This is a genomic window from Mesorhizobium sp. NBSH29 (assembly GCF_015500055.1).
Classification (GTDB): Bacteria; Pseudomonadota; Alphaproteobacteria; order Rhizobiales; family Rhizobiaceae; genus Neomesorhizobium.
This window is the reverse complement of the sequence record NZ_CP045492.1, coordinates 936,536-959,565: the sequence shown is the minus strand read 5'-3', so window position 1 is coordinate 959,565 and position 23,030 is coordinate 936,536. Positions and strand designations below refer to the sequence as shown.

Below are 23,030 nucleotides of genomic sequence, written 5' to 3'. Positions count from 1 at the left end.
GGGTTTCCCAAATCAAGTATCGAATCGCTTGGGAAGCGGCTGGCCTTAGGCGGCGACAGCGCTTTCAAAAGCGTTCGGGGTGGTGTCCTTCAGATATTCAAGGGCAGCTTTTGCCTTAACCACGAGAGCAGCAAATGCCTGTGGCTCGTGAATTGCCATATCCGAAAGAACCTTGCGGTCGATCTCGATGCCGGACTTGTTCAGACCATCAATGAAGCGGCCGTAGGTCAGGCCCTGCTCGCGAACAGCGGCGTTGATGCGCTGCACCCACAGAGCGCGGAAGTTGCGCTTGCGGTTCTTGCGATCGCGATATGCGTATTGCAGCGACTTTTCGACAGCCTGCTTTGCAATACGAATGGTATTCTTACGGCGACCGTAGAAACCTTTGGCGGCCTTCAGAACTTTTTTGTGCTTGGCGTGTGAGGTAACGCCTCTTTTTACGCGTGCCATGTCATGATCTCCTTAATTCGTTCCGGGCCGAGGCTCAAAGGCCGTTCGGCAGAAAATTCTTGATGATCTTCTTGCCATCCGGTTCAGCCAGAACCATCGTGCCGCGAGCATTTCGAATAAACTTGTTGGAACGCTTGATCATGCCGTGACGCTTGCCGGCAGCAGCCGACAAAACTTTACCGGTACCAGTAATCTTAAACCGCTTTTTGGCGGCTGATTTGGTCTTCATCTTGGGCATTTTGCTACTCCGTTTTTGCAGGACTTCCTTTCATGCCTTGGCATGTGGCGTCCCTTCATTTTTCAATTTCAGGCAGACCTAGCCTGAAAAGCATTGCGAACCGCCACGGCATGCCCTGCCGGACGGTTCTGAACGCGGCCTTATACCGGCGAAGCCCTAAAAGCGCAACCGACTCTTTTTTCTGGAACCAAGCCGCTAATAGAGATGCAGGAGGACGGGCAAAAAGCCGCTTTCCTGCAGGTTTTCTATCACTTCAAAAAATGGATAGGCGGCGAGGAAGAAAAGTCCATCGGTGAAGGTTCGATAGAGGGTCTGTGGCCTTACGGAAAGCATGTCGCTCTCGCGAAACAGCCACGGGTTTGGGAAGAAGCGCGGCACGTCCTGCATATAACTCTTGTAGGGGGCGCCGAAGTTTTGCTCCAGATATGCTTCCTCAACGAGGATTACTGCGTGGAAAGCGATGTAGCAGAGGAACGCGAGCAGAAAGGCGACCGTAAGGCTGCCTGACATTGCTCCTATTCCTCCAGCGCCGATGGCGCTGAAAACGTAAAGTGGATTGCGCGTTACCGAATAGGGCCCGCCCCTGACTATCTCGGAACTCTTTCGCCCGCCTATATAGAGAGTACACCAGGTACGGCCGAGGATGGCAAAGACCATGGCGCCGATACCGAAAGCTTCGATATGTTCGTGCATACCATCTGAAGGCGCATAGGCCGAACGAACAAACAGCAACGCCATGAGCATGAACACAACGAGTACCGCCAGCACCTGGCGACGCCGACGCTGATAACGGCTTAGCTCGTCGGCGGATTTTGTCTTTATGGTTTCGGGCCGCGTCGACGCAACCATGTAACTACCCTCAAAAATTGCCTTTGCCGCACCTGGGCACGAAATCGGGGCCAAAACAAAAGGCCGCGTAAGCGGCCTCAAGCCTATGTGACGCACGCCTTAACGTGGGGCAAGCACCATCATCATCTGGCGTCCTTCGAGCTTCGGCTCGGCCTCCACCTTGGCAATTGTCGCCACTTCTTCTCGCACCTTGTTCAAAAGCTGCATGCCCAGCTCCATATGGGCCATTTCGCGACCGCGGAAGCGAAGGGTCAGCTTGACCTTGTCGCCTTCCTCGAAGAACCGGCGCACGGCGCGCATCTTCACCTCATAGTCATGGGTATCGATGTTGGGGCGCATCTTGATCTCCTTGATCTCGATGACCTTTTGGTTCTTCCGCGCCTCTGCAGCCTTTTTCTGATTGGCGTATTTCAGCTTTCCAAGATCGAGAATTTTGACGACAGGTGGCTCTGCGTTGGGGGAAATCTCGACGAGATCGAGACCCTGTTCCTCTGCGGCGAGCAACGCGTCGTTGATTGACACGTTGCCGCGGTTGCTTCCGTCCACGTCGATGAGTTGGACCCGGGGTACCCGGATGTCTCGATTGGCGCGCGGCCCGTCCTTGGTGGGCGCTGCGGCTTTAAAGGGTCTGCGAATGGTCGTATTCTCCTGGCTGTTTCGATAAGTATCGGCGTTCTAAAACGGGTATGCGCTATGTCGTTCGCACAATGGCGGTGTCAATAGCACAGCCGTTTGAAAGAATCACCGTCAAACCTGAAATCGTCTAAAATGCGCACTGACTACCCGGTCGGTCCGGTTCGTGGCAGAAGAGCTTGCAATGCGCAACGAGGGGCAAGATGCACAAATCGCAACCCGAGATTCTGGACGTGGGTGGTGTGCCAATCGCGGTGCGACGGCGTAAAGGGCGCGGTCCAGGGTTGATGTGGCTTGGCGGATACCGATCGGATATGAGCGGAACCAAGGCTGCCGCTCTTGACGGCTGGGCTGCAGACAAGGGAAGGGCCATGGTGCGCCACGATTATTCGGGCCATGGCGAATCCGGCGGCTCATTCCGCGAAGGCACAATTTCGCTGTGGCTCGAGCAAAGTCTGGCCGTGTTTCGCCAATTTGGCGGTGAACGCCAGATCCTTATCGGATCGTCGATGGGCGCTTGGATTGCGCTAAGGATGGCACAAAGGCTTGCCCAAAGTGGTTCATACGGCCGTATTGCCGGAATGCTTCTCCTCGCTCCTGCGCCCGACTTCACCACAGACCTTGTCGAGCCAGCACTTTCCGAGGCCCAGCGACAAGAACTCAAATTGAATGGCTATTTCGAAGAACCGTCAGACTATTCGGAAGGCCCCAACATATATACGAGAGCTCTCATGGAGGATGGGCGGTCCAACAGGGTAATGACCGGGCCCATCGATACCCATTGCCCCGTACATATCATCCAAGGCATGAACGACCCCGATGTTCCGCACGCTCATGCCCTTAAACTTGTCAGCTGCCTGCCAGCAGACGATGTGACACTATCGTTGGTGCCAGACGGCGACCACCGACTCTCGCGCCCCCAGGATCTCGCCCTCATGCTCCGGGCTGTCGACGAACTCGTTTTGCGGGCATGCTGATGCGCATATCCATCCCGGTTTCGGCTTTCGTGGCCGCCATTGTCGGCTTCGGAGGCACCTTAGCGCTTATCATCGCGGCTGCCGATGCCGTCGACGCCACGCAAGCACAGACGGCAAGTTGGGTGACTGCGATCTGCCTGGCCATGGCGCTTGAAACGGCGTGGTTGTCGTGGAAGACGCGTATGCCCGTTATCACCGCGTGGTCGACGCCGGGCGCAGCCCTCATTGCAGCCAGCAGCGGCTTCACCATGAACGACGCGGTCGGCGCGTTCATACTCGCTGCACTGATGTTGATCGCTACCGGACTGTTTCGACCGCTAACCCGGTTGATCGCCCGTATACCGGCGTCAATCGCCTCGGCCATGCTTGCTGGCATCGTTGTGAGTTTTGCTATGAATGCAGCAAAGGCGGTGCCGGCTGATCCCTTGCTTATCGCGCCGTTGGTGGCTGCGTTTTTTCTGATCCGGCTTATCAACCCGGCGCTCTCGGTGCTTGCTGTGCTTGTTGGAGGCGGCGTGCTCGCATTTCTCCTGGGACGGCTGGGCGCGATGCCAGCGCCGCAGATTTCTACGCTGACGCTGATTGCTCCAAGCTTTTCGTTGTCGGCGGCGATTGGCCTGGCCTTGCCACTCTATCTCGTCACCATGGCATCCCAGAATCTGTCGGGGCTCGCGGTTTTGAGGGCTGCCGGCTACACTCCGAAGGCTGGACCAATCGTCACCGTCACAGGGCTCGTTTCATTACTCACCGCCCCGTTCGGAGCACTCACGACAAACCTTGCCGCGATCTCGGCAGCAATCTGTACCGGCCCGGACGTCCATCCTGATCCCGAGCAACGCTGGAAGACCGGACCGTTCTACTCGATGGCCTACTTCGTCTTCGCGCTCTTCGGTGCCTCGTTGGTGGCGCTTTTTTCGGTGCTTCCGCAAAATCTGATCGTGCTTGTCGCCGGGCTGGCATTGCTTGGCGCTCTGGCCAATGCGCTAACTATTGCACTTAAGGATGAAACCGAGCGCATGGCTGCTACAGTTACATTTGCTGTCACCGCCTCGGGCCTCACGCTGTTCGGCGTGGGCGCCGCCTTCTGGGGATTGCTGGCAGGCCTGGTTGTTCTAACTCTTGATTCGTTCAAAACAGCGTAATTTCTTCAACGTCTTATCCGGAATCTGACGAACCGATCTTGAATCGCCATATTGGTTTTCCCATCTCGATTTCAGCGGCAGCATTTCCCGCCGCCTCCAACTGAAGGAACGGGAGACGATGAACACAACTGCACTGATCCGTCCGGCCTGGACGCCGGCAACCATTGCGATGATGGTGATCGGCTTCATGGTGTTCTGGCCGCTAGGCCTTGCCATGATCGCCTATATTATCTGGGGCGACCGGCTCGAGGGCTTCAAGCGCGACGCAAATCGCGCCACTGATGGTATTTTCGCTAGCTGCCGGCGCGGCGCAGACAAAGCCCATCGCTGGGGACACGGAAATGCGCGAACCGGCAACGTGGCTTTCGATGACTGGCGCGGAACGGAACTTGAGCGTCTCGCTGAGGAACGCAAGAAGCTTGACGATATGCTCGAAGAGTTTGACGAATACGCCCGCGAGTTGCGCCGAGCCAAAGACCAGGACGAATTTGACCGGTTTATGGCCAATCGCAACAGAGCTACCGCGCCGACGACCACTCCGAGAAGCAGGGGCAAGTCTGGCGGGCTGCTCGACGAAGCATGACTTATTGCGCTTGAAAGACGATATCGACGCCGGGATTCTGGCGTCGATATTTTTTTGTCAGCGCGCGAACTTCACATCACTTATTTCCAATCCTTAGACACGATTTCTAGCGCATTTTCTGGTCGAATCGGCGATCTTTAATCCATGTCCTTCGGCTTTCTGAAACGCTGGTCTGATGATCCCCGAACCGCGCTGGGCGAGCGCACGCACGATGTTGCCGGGCGAACACTTTCGCTTCGCATCGTTGAGAACGAACGTGCTCGGCGGCTTACCCTGCGCATCGATGCCGGCGGTCGGGGACTCAGAATAACAGTACCTCCAGGCGTGGCGGGAGGAGAGGTCGAACGGTTTCTCAGCCGCCATCAGGGTTGGTTGGAGCAGCGGCTTTCCAAGGTGCCTGATCGACCGCAGGTGAGGCCGGGTATCAAGATTCCCGTGCGTGGCGTTGCGCACCTCATCATCCACGAACCCGGTGCGCGTGGCACTGTGACGCAGATAATCGACGCTGATGGGCCGAAGCTGACAGTCTTTGGCGACCGCCGCCATCTTGCGCGCCGGGTCGCGGATTTTCTCAAGCGCGAAGCCAAACGGGATATCGACGCTCTCGTGGCAAAACACACCGAGACTGTCGGACGGCGCGCCAAGGCGGTGCGATTTCGTGACACCACCAGCCGCTGGGGGTCCTGCACCGCTGACGGTTCGCTTTCATTTTCATGGCGCATCATGATGGCTCCCGCTCCGGTAATCGATTATTTGGTGGCTCATGAAGTGGCTCATCTTAAGGAAATGAACCACGGGCCGAAATTCTGGAAATTGTGTACCGAGCTCTGCCCCGATACGGAGCGCTGCAAAGCTTGGTTGAAGCGTAATGGAAGCGCGTTGCAGGCAATTGCGTTCGATTGAAACCGAAGAGAAACAGTTTTGCTCGACTCTTTTGCCCTTTCATGCGACGCCCCCGCAATGACCTTGGACATCAAAATCTGCGGCTTGAAGACGCCCGATACCGTGGCGGCGTCACTCGACGGTGGTGCCAGCCACATAGGTTTTATTTTTTTCGCCAAGAGTCCGCGCAACATTTCAGCAGGCGACGCCAGGGCGTTGCGGCAGGCAGCAACGGGCCGTGCAAAGGCGGTGGCGGTTACCGTCGACGCAGACGACGATACGTTTCAAGCCATCGTCGATACCATGCGCCCTGACGTACTGCAGCTGCATGGACATGAGACGCCCGAGCGGGTTGCTGAGGTGAAAGCCCGTTACGGTCTTGAGGTGATGAAGGCTGTTGCCATCCGCGACGCGTCCGATATCGCATTGATTGCTCCCTATCGTGCGGTTGCAGATCGCTTTTTGCTGGATGCGAAACCGCCGGCTGGGTCAAAGCTTCCAGGTGGAAACGGTGTCACCTTTGACTGGCGCGTCCTTGCCGCCCTTGACGGGGACGTTAATTACATGCTTTCCGGTGGTCTCAACGCGGCCAATATAGGTGAGGCGCTGAACCTTAGCTATCCGCCCGGTATCGACATTTCTTCCGGCGTTGAAAGCGCGCCTGGAACCAAAGACGTAGCGCTTATCGAAGATTTTTTTCGAGCGGTGAAGGCTGCTGGCGGCAGGCGCCACGCCTGAACAGGAGATCGGGTGATGGATAAACCGGCTGAACCCAACTCGTTTCGAACAGGCCCTGATGAGCAGGGGATGTTCGGTATTTTTGGCGGACGATTTGTCGCCGAAACATTGATGCCGCTGATCCTCGATCTTGAACATCACTGGCATAAAGCGCGCAACGATCCCGCATTCAAAGCAGAGTTGCAGGATCTTTCCACGCATTACGCAGGGAGGCCCTCAAAGCTTTATTACGCCGAGGGGCTGACCCAGCATGTCGGCGGCGCAAAGATCTATTTCAAGCGCGAGGACCTCAACCACACTGGCTCGCACAAGATCAACAATTGTCTGGGCCAGATCCTGCTGGCGAAGCGCATGGGGAAGAAGCGTATCATTGCCGAGACGGGGGCCGGCCAGCATGGCGTCGCATCAGCGACCGTGTCGGCTCGTTTCGGTCTTCCCTGCGTTGTCTATATGGGCGCTACCGATGTAGAGCGGCAAAAACCCAATGTGTTTCGCATGAAGCTTCTGGGTGCCGAGGTCAACGCGGTCAGCTCCGGTCACGGGACGCTCAAGGATGCCATGAACGAGGCCCTGCGCGACTGGGTCACCAATGTCGAGGACACCTACTACCTGATCGGAACGGCAGCAGGACCGCATCCTTATCCAGAGTTGGTGCGCGAATTTCAGTCTGTCATCGGGTTAGAAGCGCGCGAACAGATCCTTGAACGCGAAGGGCGCCTGCCCGATGCGATTGTGGCGGCAGTAGGAGGCGGATCGAATGCTATTGGTATTTTCCATCCGTTCCTGGATGACCGTTCCGTTGCGATCTACGGCGTCGAGGCCGGCGGGCGTGGGCTGGACGGCGACGAGCACTGTGCGTCAATGAGTGCGGGCAGGCCCGGCGTACTGCATGGCAACCGGACCTATCTTTTGCAAAACGGTGACGGGCAGATCATGGATGGCCACTCCATCTCGGCAGGGCTTGACTATCCGGGCGTTGGTCCCGAACATTCATGGCTACGCGACAGCGGACGGGTCATTTATGTGCCTATCCTCGACGACGAGGCGATGGAGGCCTTCCAGCTCACCACTCGGACTGAGGGAATCATGCCTGCGCTGGAATCGGCGCATGCGATTGCCCATGCCGTAAAACTGGCCAAAGAAATGTCTAACGACAAGGTGATCATCGTCAACCTGTCGGGCCGCGGCGACAAAGACGTACACACGGTGGCGGGCATGCTTGGCATGGAGATCTGACATGACCAACACGCGCATTGATCGTCGCTTCGCCAAGCTGAAGGAAGAGGACCGGCCCGCGCTCGTGACCTATTTCATGGCTGGCGACCCCGACTACGCTACGTCGCTTGCCATCATGAAGGCGCTTCCCAAGGCGGGCAGCGATGTTATCGAGCTCGGCATGCCTTTTTCCGACCCCATGGCCGATGGACCGGCGATCCAGGCCGCGGGATTGCGCGCACTGAAGGGGGGCCAGACACTTGAAAAAACGTTGCAGCTGGCCCGTGATTTCCGAACGTCGGACACTGAAACGCCCATCGTGTTGATGGGCTACTACAACCCGATCTATGTTCACGGTGTGGATCGGTTCCTGACCGATGCGATTGACGCAGGTATTGATGGGCTGATCATTGTCGACCTACCGCCTGAAATGGATGAAGAACTGTGCATCCCGGCGCTGAGAGCCGGCGTGAACTTTATCCGACTGGCTACGCCGACCACTGATGCGAAGCGTTTGCCAAAGGTGCTGCAAAACACCTCCGGCTTTGTCTATTACGTCTCCATGACGGGCATTACAGGTTCAGCGCTCGCCGACACGAGCAAGGTCGCCGACGCGGTACAGCAAATCAAAAACCAGACGGATCTGCCCGTTTGCGTCGGATTCGGAGTTAAGACAGCGGAGCAGGCGCGCGTCATCGGTGCCTCTGCGGATGGTGTCGTGGTGGGCACCGCCATTGTTAACGCAGTTGCCAATGTGCTTGGGCCAGAAGGCCAGTTGACGGGCGATCCGGCAGAAGCTGTCGCGACTCTGGTCAGCGGACTTTCGCAAGGAGTGCGGTCGGCACGCCTTGCTTCAGCCCAATAATTTTCCCATCTCTTTCGGACGATTGGAGCCGACGCGATGAACTGGATTACCAACTACGTTCGCCCGAAGATCAATTCGATGCTCGGACGCCGCGATATGCCCGAGAACCTCTGGATCAAGGATCCGGAGTCGGGTGAGATGGTGTTTCACAAGGATCTGGAGAGCAACCAGTTTGTTATTCCAGCTTCTGGCCATCACATGAAAGTCTCTGGCAAGGAGCGGCTGCGCTTCTTTTTCGACGGCGGCAAATTTGAACTGCTTGACAACCCCAAAGCGCCCGTTGATCCCCTGAAGTTCCGCGACGAAAAGCGTTATATCGACCGTTTGAAAGACGCCAAGGCCAAAACTGGCATGGAGGATGCGATCCTCAATGCGCTTGGCACTATCGACGGGTTGCCCATTCTGGCAACCGTTCAGGATTTCGCTTTTATGGGCGGCTCACTCGGCATGGCTGCCGGCGAAGCTATTATTCGGGGATTCGAGACTGCTGTAGAACGCAAGCGGCCTATGGTTCTGTTTGCGGCATCCGGCGGGGCGCGTATGCAGGAGGGGATTTTGTCCCTCATGCAACTGGCTCGGACGACGGTGGCAGTTGATCGGCTTAAGGAAGCGGGTCTGCCGTATGTTGTCGTTCTCACCAACCCTACTACCGGCGGTGTTACCGCCTCGTATGCAATGCTCGGCGATGTCCATATTGCCGAACCGGGCGCACTGATCGGCTTTGCCGGGCCGCGGGTTATCGAGCAGACCATTCGCGAGAAATTGCCCGAAGGGTTCCAGAGATCCGAATATCTGATGGAACACGGCATGGTGGACATGGTGGTGTCGCGGCTTGACTTGCGCGAGACTATTTCGCGTCTGCTCAAAATACTCACTAAGGCGTCCGCGACTGAGGCCACTGACACCGTGTCCCCGACCGCTACGCCCACCGAAATCCAACTGGGAGCGTGATAGCTCACTCTCTTGCTAACCGGCGTCGCTTTTCAGCTGTTGCGACGTCGCTTCCGCCTCTCGTATAGACTTCGCAGAGCGGTAAAGGTGCACCATGACGACTGTTTCCGCAGCCGATCGCGAGATCGAGCGTCTCCTGACGCATCATCCAAAAGGTTTCGACCTTTCGCTAGATCGCATTTCCCGGCTTCTCGCAAAGCTCGACAACCCGCAGGATCGAGTGCCACCCGTGATCCACATTGCCGGGACAAACGGCAAGGGCTCAGCCGCCGCGTTTTCTCGCGCGCTAATTGAGGCTTCTGGCCTCACCGTGCATGTCCATACCTCACCTCACCTGGTCAACTGGCACGAGCGCTTTCGTATCGGTGCGCCTGGAAGCGGGCGTCTGGTTGATGACGAGGTGCTGGCCGAAACGGTTGCACAGGTGGCTGAAGCCAATTGCGGCGAGCACATCACAGTGTTCGAAATTCTCACCGCAGTGACTTTCGTCCTGTTTTCTCGCTACCCAGCCGATGCCGCCATTATCGAAGTCGGGCTTGGCGGGCGGTTTGATGCCACCAATGTGATCAAGCGGCCTGCGGTATCCGTCGTGATGCCTATTTCACTCGACCACGAAGCCTATCTCGGCGACCGCGTGGAACTGATTGCGGCTGAAAAGGCTGGCATTTTCAAGCCAGGCGTGCCGGCTATCATTGGTGCTCAAGAAACTGAAACGGCTCAGGAAGTGCTGATCGACACGGCAGTGCGTCTTGGCTGTCCGCATCTGGTGTACGGGCAAGACTTCCTTGCCTATGAAGAAAATGGTCGGATGATCTACCAGGATGAAGATGGTTTGATGGATCTCACACCGCCAAAACTCCCAGGTCGCCATCAATTTGCGAATGCCGCGGCGGCCATTGCTGCGGTGAAGGCTGCGGGCTTTCCGCTTACTCAACACGCTGTCAACCGCGCGATGTCCACGGTCGACTGGCCAGGCCGGATGCAAAGACTACCCAAAGGTACGCTGTCTGACCTCGCACCGGAAGGTTCCGAGGTATGGATCGATGGCGGACACAATCCCGGCGCTGGGCTTGTTGTGGCTGAAGCGCTTGCCGAGCAGGAAGAACGGTTCCCCAGGCCGCTATTTCTCATTTGCGGCATGCTGAACACCAAAGACCAGACTGGCTATTTCCGTGCGTTCGAAGGCATGGCACGGCACGTCTACACCGTCCCGGTTAATTCCAGTGACGCGGGCGTGCCAAACGCCGAGCTTGCGATCCGCGCGCAGGATGCAGGTATTTCGGCGGAACCGGTAGGCTCGGTTGCCAATGCGCTTTCCCTGCTTCGGCATACCTGGGATCACGGCGAGGCTGCTCCGCGCATCCTGATAGGGGGATCACTCTATCTTGCCGGAGAAGTGCTCGAACTTAATGGCACCGCGCCATCCTGATACGCAAAGCCCGGCGCGAGGCCGGGCTTGCCTATGCCGGATTGATAAAGACTAGGCGACGACGTCGCTGATCCAGCTTGCCAAAGCTGTTTTAGGTGCAGCACCAACTTTTATGTCGGCCACCTCGCCGCCCTTGAATATCATCATCGTGGGAATGGAACGTACGCCGTATTGCGCAGCAAGTTCGGGGTTCTCATCGATGTTGAGCTTTGCAATTTTTACCTTGCCGCCCATTTCTGCGGAAATTTCCTCAAGAGAGGGCGCAATCATCTTGCAGGGGCCACACCATTCTGCCCAAAAATCGACAACCACGGGCTCTGCAGAGTTGAGGACATCGGTTTGGAAGTTTTTGCTGTCAACTTTGACGGTGGCCATGCCGGAATCCTTTCAGGCGTTGTACTGCACAATATGTGGTGAGAGGTACCAAATTGTTCAAGCAGGTGTTGTGTCATGGCTCCGCTAACCGGGCAAGGGCCGCATCCATTGCTGCCCCGTCTAAAGCGATGAGCTGGGGCGTTTCCGTAAATAGAAGGGCAGCCGCCACTATTCGCCCTGGATAAAGCTGCCGCAATAGCTTCCGGTAGAGTGCCATTTGGACGACATAAGCCTCTGGAACCTCTGCTAGGGTCCGCGCCGGCGGTCGGTTGGTTTTATAATCCACTATCATAACCTGATCGTCAGTCACGGCCATACGATCGATCTTGCCTGATATTACGCGCTCCTTGCCCCTGACCACCAACGTTCCCATCAGAGGGACTTCGGCATGGGATTCAGATAGATCGAAGAGGGACGAAAATTGGGCATCACCCAGAATCCGCTCCACAGCCAATGCCACGTTGGCGCGCTCGTCTTGCGACCACCGGATGCCTGCGCGCTCGAGATAGCGCTGCATGGCTGTCGGCCGTTCGGACCGCTCCAAGCCGGGTAGCATTTGAATGAGGCGGTGAATGGCGATCCCGCGCTGGATAGCGAAAGACGGTTCGACATCCGGGTCGAGGACCGGTGAGCGGGTGCTCGCCACTACATCTTCGTCTTCGCTGATCAAAATAGAAGCGCCTGACGGCGACAAAGGGCGCGGCAAGCGCTGTTCGGGTACAGCTTGCGCCGTAAGGAGCGCCGGCAGGTGGGATCGTGCCCCACGAGTTGTCTTGTCCTCATCTTCGGCCGGCGCTGGATCACGAATGGGGCTTACCTGAAACCGGCACACCATTTCGCTGGTATAGGGGTTCTGGACGGTTCGGCTTGCCTTATCGGAGCACAATGTTGCACTCACCAAGCTGTGCCAGGTGGCGCCAGTCGGCGTACGGGAATTATAGTATCCGCAGACAATCAAGCGATCCTCAGCGCGAGTCATGCCGACATAGAGTAAACGACGATATTCCTGTTCAGCCAGCTCCCTTGCACCGAGCCCTATTTCGCGCGCAACGGTGTTTGCCACGTCTGCACCAAGCCGCCATAGAAAGCCCGGCCCCTGCCAGAGCCCACTTTTTGGTTCAAAAGGTATCAGCCGGGGCAAATGCTGTTCACTGAACGGCTCCCCACCGCTGTCAACGAGAAACACCACCGGTGCTTCGAGACCTTTGGCCGCATGGACTGTCATGATCCGCACTTCGTTGCGGGTCTGGTCCATCTCGCGCTTGATTTCAGGGGCAGCACTTTCCAGCGTCGCCAGAAAGGCTTCGAGTCCGGGGAGCCCAGTGCGCTCTTCGGCCAAGGCAAAGTTCAGAAACTCGTCCAGCACTTCGCCGGCCTCTTGGCCAAGCCTGCCGATGATCGCGCTGCGGACTCGGTCCCTGCCAAGAACACCGGAATAAAATTCGAAAACCGGCTTGGTGGCCGCTTCAGCCGCCCAGGTCTCGAGCTTCGCTACAATGTCTGAAAGGAACAGGTCGTTGCCCGCCTTGAGGCGCAGTGAGGCGTAGAGCGAGAGCGTTGCGGGGCGCCCATGGGCGAGTTCAAACAGTCGTTCTTCGCTTTCGCCAAATATCGGGCTTTTCAATACCGAAGCAAGCGACAGATCGTCATCCCGCTGAAGCAGGAAGCGCCCTAGGGCAGCCAAATCCTTCACCGCGATATGGGCAGGCAGGCTCAAGCGGTCCGCACCGGCAACAGCAACGCCGCGGTTCTTCAAGCTTCGAGACAAAGCGTGGACGAAGCGATCACGCTTGCGTACCAGGACCAGTATATCGCCAGCGTTCAAGCGACGGTTCTTGCCTTCGATGATTTCGCGATCGCGTAGCCATCCGTCGATCGTGCTGGCGATGTTTTCTGCCACTTGAACAGCAGGCGCGCGGGTGTGGTCGATAGCCTTAGCCCAGTCGTCGGGCTCCTCGACAGAAATGGCACCGAGCGCGGGCCAGACCTCTACCCGGCCCGGTTGGCTAGTGCGAATAGGGCGATGATCAGCCAACTTCAAATCAGGTGTCGTTGTCAGACCTACTCTCGTTGCCTCATTGGCAAACACAAGATCAACAGCACGGAGCACATCCTCCGTCGAGCGGAACGACCAGCCGAGCTGGACCGATTCAAACGTGCCATTGGCAGCGCGAACCCGTGTCAGGAACTCGGTGCCGCTCTCGGCAAAGGAGGCGGGATTTGCACCCTGGAAGGAGTATATCGACTGTTTTTCATCGCCTACCGCAAAAACTGTCCGGTGGACGTTATCGCGGGCACCTTGCCCCGAAAAGAATTCCGAAGCGAGGTTACGGACAACTTGCCATTGGTCCGGGCTCGTGTCTTGCGCTTCATCTACAAGAATGTGGTCGATACCCTTGTCGAGCTTGTAATGAACCCATGAGCCGGCGTCCTGCCGGGCGAGCAGTTTGACAGTGCGCGTAATAAGATCGTTGAAGTCAAGAAAGCCGCGCGCCGCCTTAAGGCGCTCATAACGAGCTATAAGCCAGGCTGCGACTGTCAGCGCCGCGCTTGTTGCTTCAATCATTCCCAGCAATGCGCAGCGGTCAGCAGCCTGGCGTACCGCCGCTGCCATTCGTTCGAACTCCTGCTCGAATCCGGGAAAATGGTTTGAAACGTTTTTGGCCGCAATGTTGCGCAGGCTGCGTGTCGGCCAGACCGCGCTCGACTTCTTGGTCAAGAATGTGTCGCGCAGCTTGATTATTTGCATGATGGGGTCTGCCGCACCGCTCGCGCCGATGAGCCCATTGGCAAACTTCTGTGCGTCTGCCTTGCCAGCTTCCTGTGCGCGTCGCAGATATTCTGCAGCCAATGCACCAGTGAAATAGCGGTCGGGCCAAAGCGAAGCCGCTATCGATTTGGGCGTATCGGTTACGGCAAAGCCAAACTCGGCTCTCAGATCGGAAAACCTAGGGCTGCCTTGCCCAACCCCATCGATGAAACGGCGTAGCGGATCTCGTTTCCGGACGATTTCGTCCAAAAGCGCGTCCAAGCCGAATTCGCCACCTGCGGCAAGGACCGATGCGAATGCTTCGGCCAGAACCGGATTGGTGGCGGCACCGGCTCCCGTGATCATGTCCCGACGCGCTTCCCCAACCAGTGCCTGCTCCATCTGCGTGTCGAGCATTTCGAAATGGCCGGCGATGTTGGCTTCCAGCGGAAACTGGTGAAGAAGCGCTTCGCAAAAGGCGTGAATAGTCTGAATCTTCAAGCCGCCTGGCGTTTCGAGCGCGGTTGCAAACAATTTGCGCGCGCGTGACAGTTTTGCCTTGGTAGGTGGCCGACCTTCGATTGTCTCAATCTGCCGTGCCAAAACCTGTTCGTCCAGCATTGCCCAATCGGCAAGGTTCTTGAAAATTCGATTGGCCATGTTGGCGGCGGCGGCGCGGGTATACGTTAGACACAGGATTTTGGAAGGATTGGTTCCCTCCAGCAGAAGGCGCACAACACGCTGAACCAGCACATGGGTTTTGCCGGATCCGGCATTGGCTGACACCCAGACAGAATTACGCGGGTCGGATGCTCGAGCCTGTTCCGCGAGGGTTTCGGAGGGGATGTTTAGGGCCTGTTTCATCCACCGCCCTCGCCGAGTTCGCCGTCGGGGTCTTCTGCACCCGCTGACCATTCAAGCACACGCGCCAGATGGTCATAGTGGCCGTCCATATCTGCTTCAAGAAACGGCAGGGCCCGCGATTTGTAGCCTGTGAGGGGGTCGGAGTAGTGCAGGAGGAGTGCTTCCAGGCGCTGCCAGGCCTCTTCGGCCAAAGCGGCTGCGGATTTTTCGCTCTTCTTTGCCTTGAGGATCGATTCCGGGATGACTGCACCGTTTCCTTTGAGGCGGATATAGGCGAGGTCGGACGTTTCGAATGATCCAATCTCCTTAAAGGCGCCGCGCTTCAACAGCGCAGCCTCCAAAGCCAGTTGAGGAGCGAGCAAGGTGTGCGCCTGCACCTTCGATGGGCTCGATCCAGTCTTGAAATCCAATATGTCGGCCATGCCTGCCGGGCGCAGGTCAATCCGATCTGCACGGCCAGACAGGGTCACTCCCGTGGCACCAACCGGAGTGGCGGTGGCACGTTCTTCAGAGCGTCTCGCAATCAAGTCAGGTGCGCGCTCACGCTCCCACTCAATAATGTTGTCGGTCAATGCGAGAAATCGTGGCCACCAGATAGCATGGACGTCTTCGGGAAGTGCAAATTCAGCGAAACATTCTTTCGCCGCCGAAACGAGTGCAGCCTTGGCGCCGGGTAGGACCGGGTCAAAGCCGGTTTGCGAGAAACGGTGAAGAATACCGTGAAAGAGGTTGCCGCGTTCGGCAGCTCCTGGATCGCGAAGCAGCGGCTCGATGGGCGCCAGCGCAAGAACCCGCCGGGCATAAAGTGCATAGGGATCGCGGCGCAGCGTTTCTATCTCGGTAACGGAAAAGCGCTTAGGGCGGGAGGCCACAGGCGGGCAAGGCTCTGGTCGCTTCACGAAAGGGCTTGCCGGGCCCTGGTCCAGCAACTTCGCCCAATCGAGAAATTGATCGCCACGCGTTCGCATGACTTGCGACTGTCCGGGGCCGACAAAGGCAAGGATCCGTTGTAGCCATCGTGAGGCAACAGCAGGTGCGTCTCCGGCACGTGCTGAACGGGTTATGATGACTGAATGTGCTCCGACGGCTGTCCAAAAATCATGTGCGGCCAAACCTATCCGCCGCTCCGGCGGCTCAAGACTGATATCGGCTTTCATCACGCGTGACATGAACCGGTCGGCGTCGGCCCGACGCGGCCAACTACCTTCGTTCAGCCCACCAAGAACCATCGTGTCGACGCTTTGCAGACGCGCCTCGAGCGCGCCCCAGATAAAAACACGCCCATCGCCGCCACCAGCCGGCTTGACTACCTCGGTTGCGATGAGGGCAGCGATCACATCTGGCCACTCACGCGGAGGCAATTCCCTCAGAGCATCTGAGGCAACCAAGGCGGAGCGCAGAAATTCCGCAAGCTTTTGGCCCGCTTCATCCGCATAAAGACGAGCGGTGTTGCCCTCTTTCCCGCGCCCCAGGCCCTCTAGCGCCAACACGGTTGCCTTTACCAGTTCGCTCATCGGGGCCGAGGAGCGGCCTCGCAGCGCAATCAAAGGAGCGAGTGCAGTTTTAAGCGACTTTAGGCTCGCGCGCGCTTGGTCGAGAAGTTCAGGCGAGATTCGAGGGAACCAATTGGGCCGGTGGCGGTCGCCGGCAAGAGCGGTCAGCCGATCTTCAAAAGCTTCGCCAAGCACAGCGATGTCGGGTCTTCCCGTGCCGCCACGCAGGGCTACGAGTTCGATAACCCCCGCAGCACGCTTAGTTACGGAAACGTCTGCACCTAGCGTCATAAGGGGATGCTTTAAGAGAGCCAGGACCGAAACTGGGTCGCCCGGTCGGAATACCGCTTCGAGCATGAGCCGCATGAAGGTGGCCGGCGCCGAGCGGGGAAGAGGGCTGCCGCCAGAATCGTCGGCAGCGATTCCGAACCGCTGGAGATCGATACAGACACGGCGAGCGAGATTGCGATCTCCGGTAACCAGAGCTGCGACGCGGCCATCCTCGGCAATCGCCATTCTTAACGCAATGGCGATTGCCAGCGCTTCCTGATGTTCGTTGGATGCTTCGATCAACGTCACTTCAGACAGTGCAGCCTTGAGTTCGGCCTCAGGGATAGCCGCACGGTTGGATGCCCAGCAATCGGTTGTTTGAGAAGGACGAAGTGCTTCGCCAATAACGCGTGCCCTCAATTCAACCGAAGGTGAGGCATTTCCCAATGTATCGACATCGGCGCGGGTGGCGCGGAGACGCGATAGTAGTTTGGCCAGTCCGTATTGCGGATGACCCAAAACCGATGCATCGGCGCCCGGGTTGGAAATATTGTTCCAGGTAGCTTCGTCCAGATTCTGGTCAAGCCCTGGCAGTATTATAGCCCCTCCCGGGAGTTGGGCGATAACTGACAGAAGCTCCGCAGTTGCCGGCAATGATCCAGTTGAGCCGGCCGCAATCACGGGCCCACGCGGCTGGGTACGCAGAAGGCGCGCTGCTTCGGCCCGGATCAATGCATTGCGATGACCTGCAGGGTTTGAATGCGCTTTCTCCTCGAGAATCGCGGGCCATGCGCCGGTGACAATTTCGAGGAAGTTCAGCGTCACCTGCCACCAGCTGGCAAGGTCGCCACTAACCAAATTTGCCAATTGAGACCAGTCGGCCTCCTCCGTCTCGACCTCATCGATCAATGCGGTCAGGTCACGGGCAAGCCAAAGGGCATCCGAGATGGATGCCGGAACCACAATCTCTTCCTCAAACATTGCGGCGACATGGGCTGGCAGGTTTGCTTTCCAGCGTTGCACGAGGGGCGCGAGCAGCAGGAGACGATCAAGCTGGCCAATGGGCGGCAAGAGTTGGAGGGCAGCCCCCTCGCCTGGCTCAAAAAGCGCATCCTCCTCATCAAATTCGCCAAGTGGGCGGATGGTGGGCAAGATTGCTACCCTGCCTCCAGCCGCATCCACAATCACACTTCGCAATTCGCGCGCAGCGCGACGCGTTGGCACGTAGATGGTTGCGGAGGCAAGTTTCAGGGGATCTTCACCGGCATTCCATCCGGGAACAAGCCGGCCGTTTACCAGCGCGTCGACCAGCGTTGGGAGAAACGGGACACCAACAGGAATATTAAACAGCTTGAGAGGCGCCGTCTCGCGCATCATCCGTTCGCCGGCGATGCTTCGGTCACAGCTTCTGCCAAGGGAATTGCGTCCGGCGTGCCAACCGTAACCCAGCTGCCGCGCATTACGATGCCGTGCAGTCGCCCAGTGGCAATCGCTGCGTCGAAATATTGATTGAGCGAATGTGGTTCGATTGGAGAACCCGCGAACAGAGCAGGTTTCATGATTGCCGCGCCGGCATAAATCATTCCATCCGGAGCTCCCCGGGCGCGCGAAAGGGTGCCATCAGCGGCCAAGTGGAAGTCGCCGCCGCCAGAATGTCCCGTCGCCGACTGAGGATCTGCGAGCATGAGAAGAATATCCATCGACGCACTGTCCCATGCAAGGGCAAGCCTATCCAGATTGGGCATGTCTGCGTCGATCCAGAAAGTGTCTGCATTCACAACATAAAATGGCTGAGAACCGAGCAGCGACAGTGCCTGAACGATGCCGCCACCAGAATCGAGCAGGCGCTCCCGTTCGTCAGATATGGTGATCTGCGGTTTCGAACGCGTTGCAACGTGATCAATGATCTGCTCCGGAAGATAATGCACATTGACCACCGCGTTGGACACTCCGGCCGCTGCGAGAGCGTTCAGACACCAATCCAGAAGCGGCATCCCCCCAATTCTTACCAGAGGTTTGGGCAGTTTTTTGGTAATCGGCAGCATGCGTTTGCCAAGCCCTGCTGCAAGCACCATCGCGAAATGGGGGTTTGGTTGAGTTACCTTCACAGGTTGCGCTCCTCGAGAAGGCCCAGACGTTGATACAATTCTTTTAGTTCTACCAAATCCGGGTGCTCTAGTGCTCGACGGAGATACCCGCGAATGCGTGGCAGATGCGCAAGATAATGACGTTTACCGTCACGTCTGTCGAGGCGCACAAAAATGCCAAGTATCTTGGAGTTGCGCTGGGCGGCCATGATCGCATAACCCCGCGCAAAAGCCTGCTGGTCAAATCCGCCGGCTACAGAACGGGCGCTCACGTAGGCGTTCACCATTATCTGTTCCAGCTCCGGTGTCATGGTCACGCGCGCATCAAGCGCGAGCGAAGCGACATCATAGGGTGTCGGGCCGATCAACCCATCTTGGAAATCTACGATGCCCAGTCGGTCGAGCCCACTTCTGTCGCCGCGCCAGACAATATTCGGAGATTGGAAATCCCGGTGAACGAAGCCAATCTCTGCGGCGGCCAAGCGATCAATCAGCTGGTTCCACACCTGCCGATAGGCCGCTCGCTCGGCATCACTGATGGTGCGGCCGAGCATCGCGGGCACATACCAGTCGAGCAGAAGCTCGACCTCAATCAGCATTGCCTCCCGGTCGAAGGGAGGTATTGCATGATGGATTTCTGTGTCGGCTGGGCAAGATGAAGGCCATTGCTGAGCATGCATAAATGCCAGCAGGGAACCGGCGGCCTCAAGTCGTTCTGGAACCGGACGGCCATCCGCGTCCAAAAAGCTTGTCGTTCCGAGATTTTCCATCAAAACAAACCCGGCATCAGCATCCTGAAAAAGAATTTGCGGGGCCGATATTCCTTTTTGTCTGAGCATTCGCGCTATTGCCACGAAGGCCGATACCGTTTGTGCGGTGCGCGCAATCTGGGCATAGGTCTTGCCGTCCTTCACCGGGGGGCCCATCACCAGCCGCGGAGAGTTCATCAACACCCACGATCCGGCTTCTGTGGAAACAGTTTCGTAGCTCCGGGCCGACGCGTCACCCGAAAAATAAGCTCGGTCGGCCGACGCGAGACCTGCTTTTTCTAGAAATCGGCGGGCCGCTAAAGAGCGTTCGATGCGGGAAAGCGCGTCAGGTGGCCCGCTGATCGTTGCTATGCGCCCCTGAGCATCATGGACAAGAGAGAGATGAACCGCGTCGGTCCGGAGATCGTCTCCAGCCTTTTCAGGCCATTCGATCAGTGCAATGCCGTTTTCACCTGCTTCGTGAAATCCAACTTCTTCAAGCTCGTCCCGGTCGGTCAATCTATAAAGGTCAAAGTGCTGGAGCGGCACAAAAGCCGCATATGCCTGTACCAAAGTGTAGGTCGGGCTCGGCACCTCTAGCGTCGGGTCCGCGGTAAGAGCTCTGATCAGGCCACGCGACAGAGTGGTCTTGCCAGCTCCCAGATCTCCATGCAGTGCGATCACGTCGCCACTGCGCAGCGCAGCGGCAAGGTCCTGGCCAAGCTGCACCGTTGCGCGCTCATCAGCGAGGTGAAGCGTGAAGGCATTCATGGAAGAGACTATTCTGCGGCGGCGCGGGCGCGAGCCGGCACGAGTGGAAACTGGCATATGACAGTGGTTCCGCGATCCGTTGCGGAATCGATACGGACGCTGCCACCGTGAAGCTCGACAAAGCCTTTTACGATAGAGAGGCCAAGGCCTGCTCCACGCTTGCGGCCGCCATTGGAGCGCGGTTCAAACCTGCGGAATACGGTATCAAGAACGTCCGGCGACATTCCGGGTCCATCATCGTGAACGCGGAACTGGATTTGCCCATCGTGCATTTCGCACGTCAGCTCGATAGCACTGTTGGCCGGCGCGTAATTTGAAGCGTTGCTCAAGAGGTTGAAAAGGATCTGACGGACACGATTTTCATCCCCGTTGAAAGTCTTAGGGGCGCGCGACAGATCGAGGTCGAGCGTGATTGCGTGTTCGCGCAGGCGCTCGCCCACAGAGGCGGCCGCTGCGTTCACCGTCTGGTCCACGTTGATCTCACCGATCTCGAGTTCCATGATGCCAGCGTCAACGGTTGCCAGATCAAGAATGTCGTTGACGATGGTGAGCAGGACGGATGACGACGAGCCGATATGGCCGACATAGTCGCGCTGCCTTTCGGTAAGCGGCCCAGTCTCCGGTTGTGCCAGCAATTCGGTAAAGCCGATAATGTTGGTCAGTGGCGAGCGCAATTCATAGGACACGTGCTGCACAAAATCGTTTTTCAACTGGTCGGCACGCTGCAGTGCCTCATTCTTTTCCTTCAGCGCCTTTTGGACACTCGCACTGTCCGTGATGTCCACAAATGTCATCATGACCTGGCCATTTGGCAGGGGAATGATTGCATAGCGCAAAATATTATCGTTTTTTAGTTCAGCCTGACCGTGGCGGTCGCGACGTTCATCGTCGAAGCCGGTAACGGCTGCAACGAACTCGCGCCAAGGGCTGTCGTTTGTGAGGATATCGCAAACCGCCCTGATTTCCGAAACATGCGTATTCGGCTTTACGAAATCCGGATCGAGGCCCCATAGGCGTGAGAAGGAGGGGTTAGCCAGCCTCACCCGACCATCCGGCCCGAACACAGCGACGCCTTCAGCCAAATTATCCAATGTTTCGCCCTGCACGCGGACAGCTGTATTGTAACGGCTTTCAAGGTCGATGCGCTCAGTCAGGTTTTCAAACACCCAGGTAACTCCGCCCTTGGGTTGAGGATTCCCAATGACACGAAGGGTGCGCCCGTCCGGCAAATGCCACCAATGCTCTTGCGGTTCAACAGCGCGGTAGGCAGCCATAATGGTGTCCTGCCAGCGCCGCCATTCCGGCTGTTCGGCGAGCTTGCCATCCGAGCGCAGTCGATCCAGCACGGCAGCATTGTCTGGACCGTCTGTGAGGAACTTGGTTTCAAAATCCCATAGTTTCTGGAAGGCTTGATTGAAAAATATGAGTCGGCTGTTGGCATCGAAGGTTGCAACTGCTGTGGTGAGTTGGTCGAGCGTGTCGGCGTGGCTGCGCAGTGTGCGCTCATACTCCTCGCGGATAGCTTCGACAGCCGTCATGTCGATGGCGATACCCGCCGAGCCGCCTGAGCCGGCAACGTCGGTGACGGCAAACATCCTTCTGTCACCTTCAATCACCGCCGAAATCGTCTGTTCGAATGCAGATGCGTGTGCATGCTGCCTCACAATCGCGTCGCGTGCCTGTGCGCCCAGAAACTCCTTGCTATCGCGTACAGCAGCCGCGCCATCACGCGCTTCAACAGCCTGTGCAAACGCCTTATTTACCCAGTGCAACGCGCCGTTGGCGCCCCGTATCCAGAAAGGCATTTTAAGCGTATCGACGAGCCCAAGAATAGTTTCCTGTTCCTGCTGAAGGCGGTGATTGTCGAGTTCCAACCTTGCTGCGCGGCTCTGCGTTTCTGACAGCGACACAAAGCGAACAAGCACATGCTGGGCAGTCTTGCGACCCTGCACTTCAAGCGGCACTGACTTCTGTGTTTCGAGAATCAAATCAAAAGCTACCGCACGCTCGCGCAATGCCTGAACCGCTTGCTCAAGTGCTGCGGCGGAGTGTGGCATCAGCCAGCGCCCAAAGGCCAAAAACCCCGCACGATCTTCCGGCGCACCGGTTTCGGGCGGGATCACGCCTACGATCTCGGTTCTGGATTTGTCTCCGGCCCAAACAATGATGCGCTGATCGCGCAGGTTGAGTAACGCCTCGGATCGCTGCAGCGAGGCGTTGATATCGGCTACCCTGGCCCGCAGAAGAACATTATCGGCCGCTATCCTCGCCCGTTCGCGAATAAGCCAAACGGCGCAAAGCAATGCCGCACCCGTAACGCCAGCCACTACAGCGGCCTGTACCACGTCAACCGTGTGAAGACTAAACAGGTTAACCTGTTCCTGCTCTTGGGCGAAAGCTCGTGATGAGGTGGTCGCGGCAAGTAACAGCGCCGCGTAGGCGGCAGGGCGGGAACCTCGTGCAAATGCCGTGTTCCACCACTGCGCCGTACTTCCAGCAGGCTGCGCTAGGTTGGAATCGATGTGGCCGCCGGTCAAGGCGTCTCCCGCTTGAAGCGGGCATTCCAATGGCATGTCTGTTCCTCTCCGCCGCCTCAAGACCGCCTTAGGGCGCTCCGTCGTCCCCCGACCCTGGAGCCCGAGGCGTCGCGAATCACCCACTGTACAGTCTGAGCGAATCGACGTGAAGAAGGTTCAGGCGTAAAAAGAAGCCGGGCAAAA

19 protein-coding genes are annotated in these 23,030 nt (G+C 57.6%); 9 read left to right on the top strand and 10 right to left on the bottom strand.

Annotation, left to right across the window (positions count from 1 at the left end):
* Window positions 1–45: 45 nt before the first annotated feature.
* The 4 genes from rplT to infC all read right to left on the bottom strand — a co-directional run bounded on the left by rplT (window position 46) and on the right by infC (window position 2,173).
* Entirely contained in the window at window positions 46–450 is a 405-nt protein-coding gene (rplT, locus tag GA830_RS04705; RefSeq protein ID WP_195163947.1) for a 50S ribosomal protein L20, read from the bottom strand.
* Between the two features lie 34 nt (window positions 451–484).
* Window positions 485–688, bottom strand: coding sequence for a 50S ribosomal protein L35 (rpmI, locus tag GA830_RS04700; protein WP_195163946.1), 204 nt, complete (start codon window positions 686–688; stop codon window positions 485–487).
* A 195-nt stretch (window positions 689–883) separates the two neighbouring features.
* Entirely contained in the window at window positions 884–1,537 is a 654-nt protein-coding gene (locus GA830_RS04695; RefSeq protein WP_195163945.1) for a methyltransferase family protein, read from the bottom strand.
* A gap of 99 nt (window positions 1,538–1,636) precedes the next feature.
* On the bottom strand, window positions 1,637–2,173 hold the full coding sequence (gene infC / locus GA830_RS04690) for a translation initiation factor IF-3 (protein ID WP_195164767.1): 537 nt from the start codon (window positions 2,171–2,173) through the stop codon (window positions 1,637–1,639).
* Window positions 2,174–2,373: 200 nt separating this feature from the next.
* Between infC and GA830_RS04685 the strand changes: the two genes are divergently transcribed.
* The 9 genes from GA830_RS04685 (at window position 2,374) to GA830_RS04645 (ending at window position 10,952) form a co-directional block, all read left to right on the top strand.
* Complete coding sequence (locus tag GA830_RS04685) at window positions 2,374–3,147, top strand: alpha/beta hydrolase (protein WP_195163944.1); 774 nt, start codon at window positions 2,374–2,376, stop codon at window positions 3,145–3,147.
* Window positions 3,147–4,289, top strand: coding sequence for a benzoate/H(+) symporter BenE family transporter (locus GA830_RS04680; protein ID WP_195163943.1), 1,143 nt, complete (start codon window positions 3,147–3,149; stop codon window positions 4,287–4,289). The genes GA830_RS04685 and GA830_RS04680 overlap by 1 nt, the downstream gene beginning before the upstream one ends.
* 118 nt (window positions 4,290–4,407) lie before the next feature.
* Window positions 4,408–4,872: a DUF2852 domain-containing protein gene (locus GA830_RS04675; protein WP_195163942.1), complete on the top strand. Its 465-nt coding sequence runs from the start codon at window positions 4,408–4,410 to the stop codon at window positions 4,870–4,872.
* 144 nt (window positions 4,873–5,016) lie between these two features.
* Window positions 5,017–5,775 carry a M48 family metallopeptidase gene (locus GA830_RS04670; protein WP_195163941.1) on the top strand — a complete coding sequence of 253 codons (759 nt, stop codon included), beginning with the start codon at window positions 5,017–5,019 and terminating at the stop codon, window positions 5,773–5,775.
* Between the two features lie 57 nt (window positions 5,776–5,832).
* Window positions 5,833–6,492, top strand: a complete 660-nt coding sequence (locus tag GA830_RS04665) for a phosphoribosylanthranilate isomerase (RefSeq protein WP_195163940.1) — start codon at window positions 5,833–5,835, stop codon at window positions 6,490–6,492.
* A 15-nt stretch (window positions 6,493–6,507) separates the two neighbouring features.
* Window positions 6,508–7,728 carry a tryptophan synthase subunit beta gene (gene trpB, locus GA830_RS04660; protein ID WP_195163939.1) on the top strand — a complete coding sequence of 407 codons (1,221 nt, stop codon included), beginning with the start codon at window positions 6,508–6,510 and terminating at the stop codon, window positions 7,726–7,728.
* A 1-nt stretch (window position 7,729) separates the two neighbouring features.
* Window positions 7,730–8,572: a tryptophan synthase subunit alpha gene (trpA, locus tag GA830_RS04655; RefSeq protein ID WP_195163938.1), complete on the top strand. Its 843-nt coding sequence runs from the start codon at window positions 7,730–7,732 to the stop codon at window positions 8,570–8,572.
* A 36-nt stretch (window positions 8,573–8,608) separates the two neighbouring features.
* On the top strand, window positions 8,609–9,523 hold the full coding sequence (gene accD / locus GA830_RS04650; protein WP_195163937.1) for an acetyl-CoA carboxylase, carboxyltransferase subunit beta: 915 nt from the start codon (window positions 8,609–8,611) through the stop codon (window positions 9,521–9,523).
* A 94-nt stretch (window positions 9,524–9,617) separates the two neighbouring features.
* Window positions 9,618–10,952 (top strand): bifunctional folylpolyglutamate synthase/dihydrofolate synthase, encoded by a 1,335-nt coding sequence (locus GA830_RS04645; protein WP_195163936.1) that lies wholly within the window; start codon window positions 9,618–9,620, stop codon window positions 10,950–10,952.
* A 51-nt stretch (window positions 10,953–11,003) separates the two neighbouring features.
* On the opposite strand, the gene trxA is transcribed toward GA830_RS04645, so the two are convergent.
* The 6 genes from trxA to GA830_RS04615 form a co-directional block, all read right to left on the bottom strand.
* A complete protein-coding gene (trxA, locus tag GA830_RS04640; protein ID WP_195163935.1) occupies window positions 11,004–11,327 on the bottom strand; it encodes a thioredoxin in 324 nt (107 codons plus the stop codon).
* Between the two features lie 73 nt (window positions 11,328–11,400).
* On the bottom strand, window positions 11,401–14,940 hold the full coding sequence (gene addA, locus GA830_RS04635; protein WP_195163934.1) for a double-strand break repair helicase AddA: 3,540 nt from the start codon (window positions 14,938–14,940) through the stop codon (window positions 11,401–11,403).
* Window positions 14,937–18,080: a double-strand break repair protein AddB gene (gene addB / locus GA830_RS04630; RefSeq protein ID WP_195163933.1), complete on the bottom strand. Its 3,144-nt coding sequence runs from the start codon at window positions 18,078–18,080 to the stop codon at window positions 14,937–14,939. The genes addA and addB overlap by 4 nt, the downstream gene beginning before the upstream one ends.
* Window positions 18,077–18,778, bottom strand: a complete 702-nt coding sequence (locus GA830_RS04625; RefSeq protein ID WP_195164766.1) for a nucleotidyltransferase family protein — start codon at window positions 18,776–18,778, stop codon at window positions 18,077–18,079. The genes addB and GA830_RS04625 overlap by 4 nt, the downstream gene beginning before the upstream one ends.
* Window positions 18,779–18,807: 29 nt before the next feature.
* A complete protein-coding gene (gene tsaE / locus GA830_RS04620) occupies window positions 18,808–20,310 on the bottom strand; it encodes a tRNA (adenosine(37)-N6)-threonylcarbamoyltransferase complex ATPase subunit type 1 TsaE (RefSeq protein ID WP_195163932.1) in 1,503 nt (500 codons plus the stop codon).
* Between the two features lie 8 nt (window positions 20,311–20,318).
* Window positions 20,319–22,883 carry a sensor histidine kinase gene (locus GA830_RS04615; RefSeq protein WP_195163931.1) on the bottom strand — a complete coding sequence of 855 codons (2,565 nt, stop codon included), beginning with the start codon at window positions 22,881–22,883 and terminating at the stop codon, window positions 20,319–20,321.
* Window positions 22,884–23,030 lie beyond the last annotated feature (147 nt).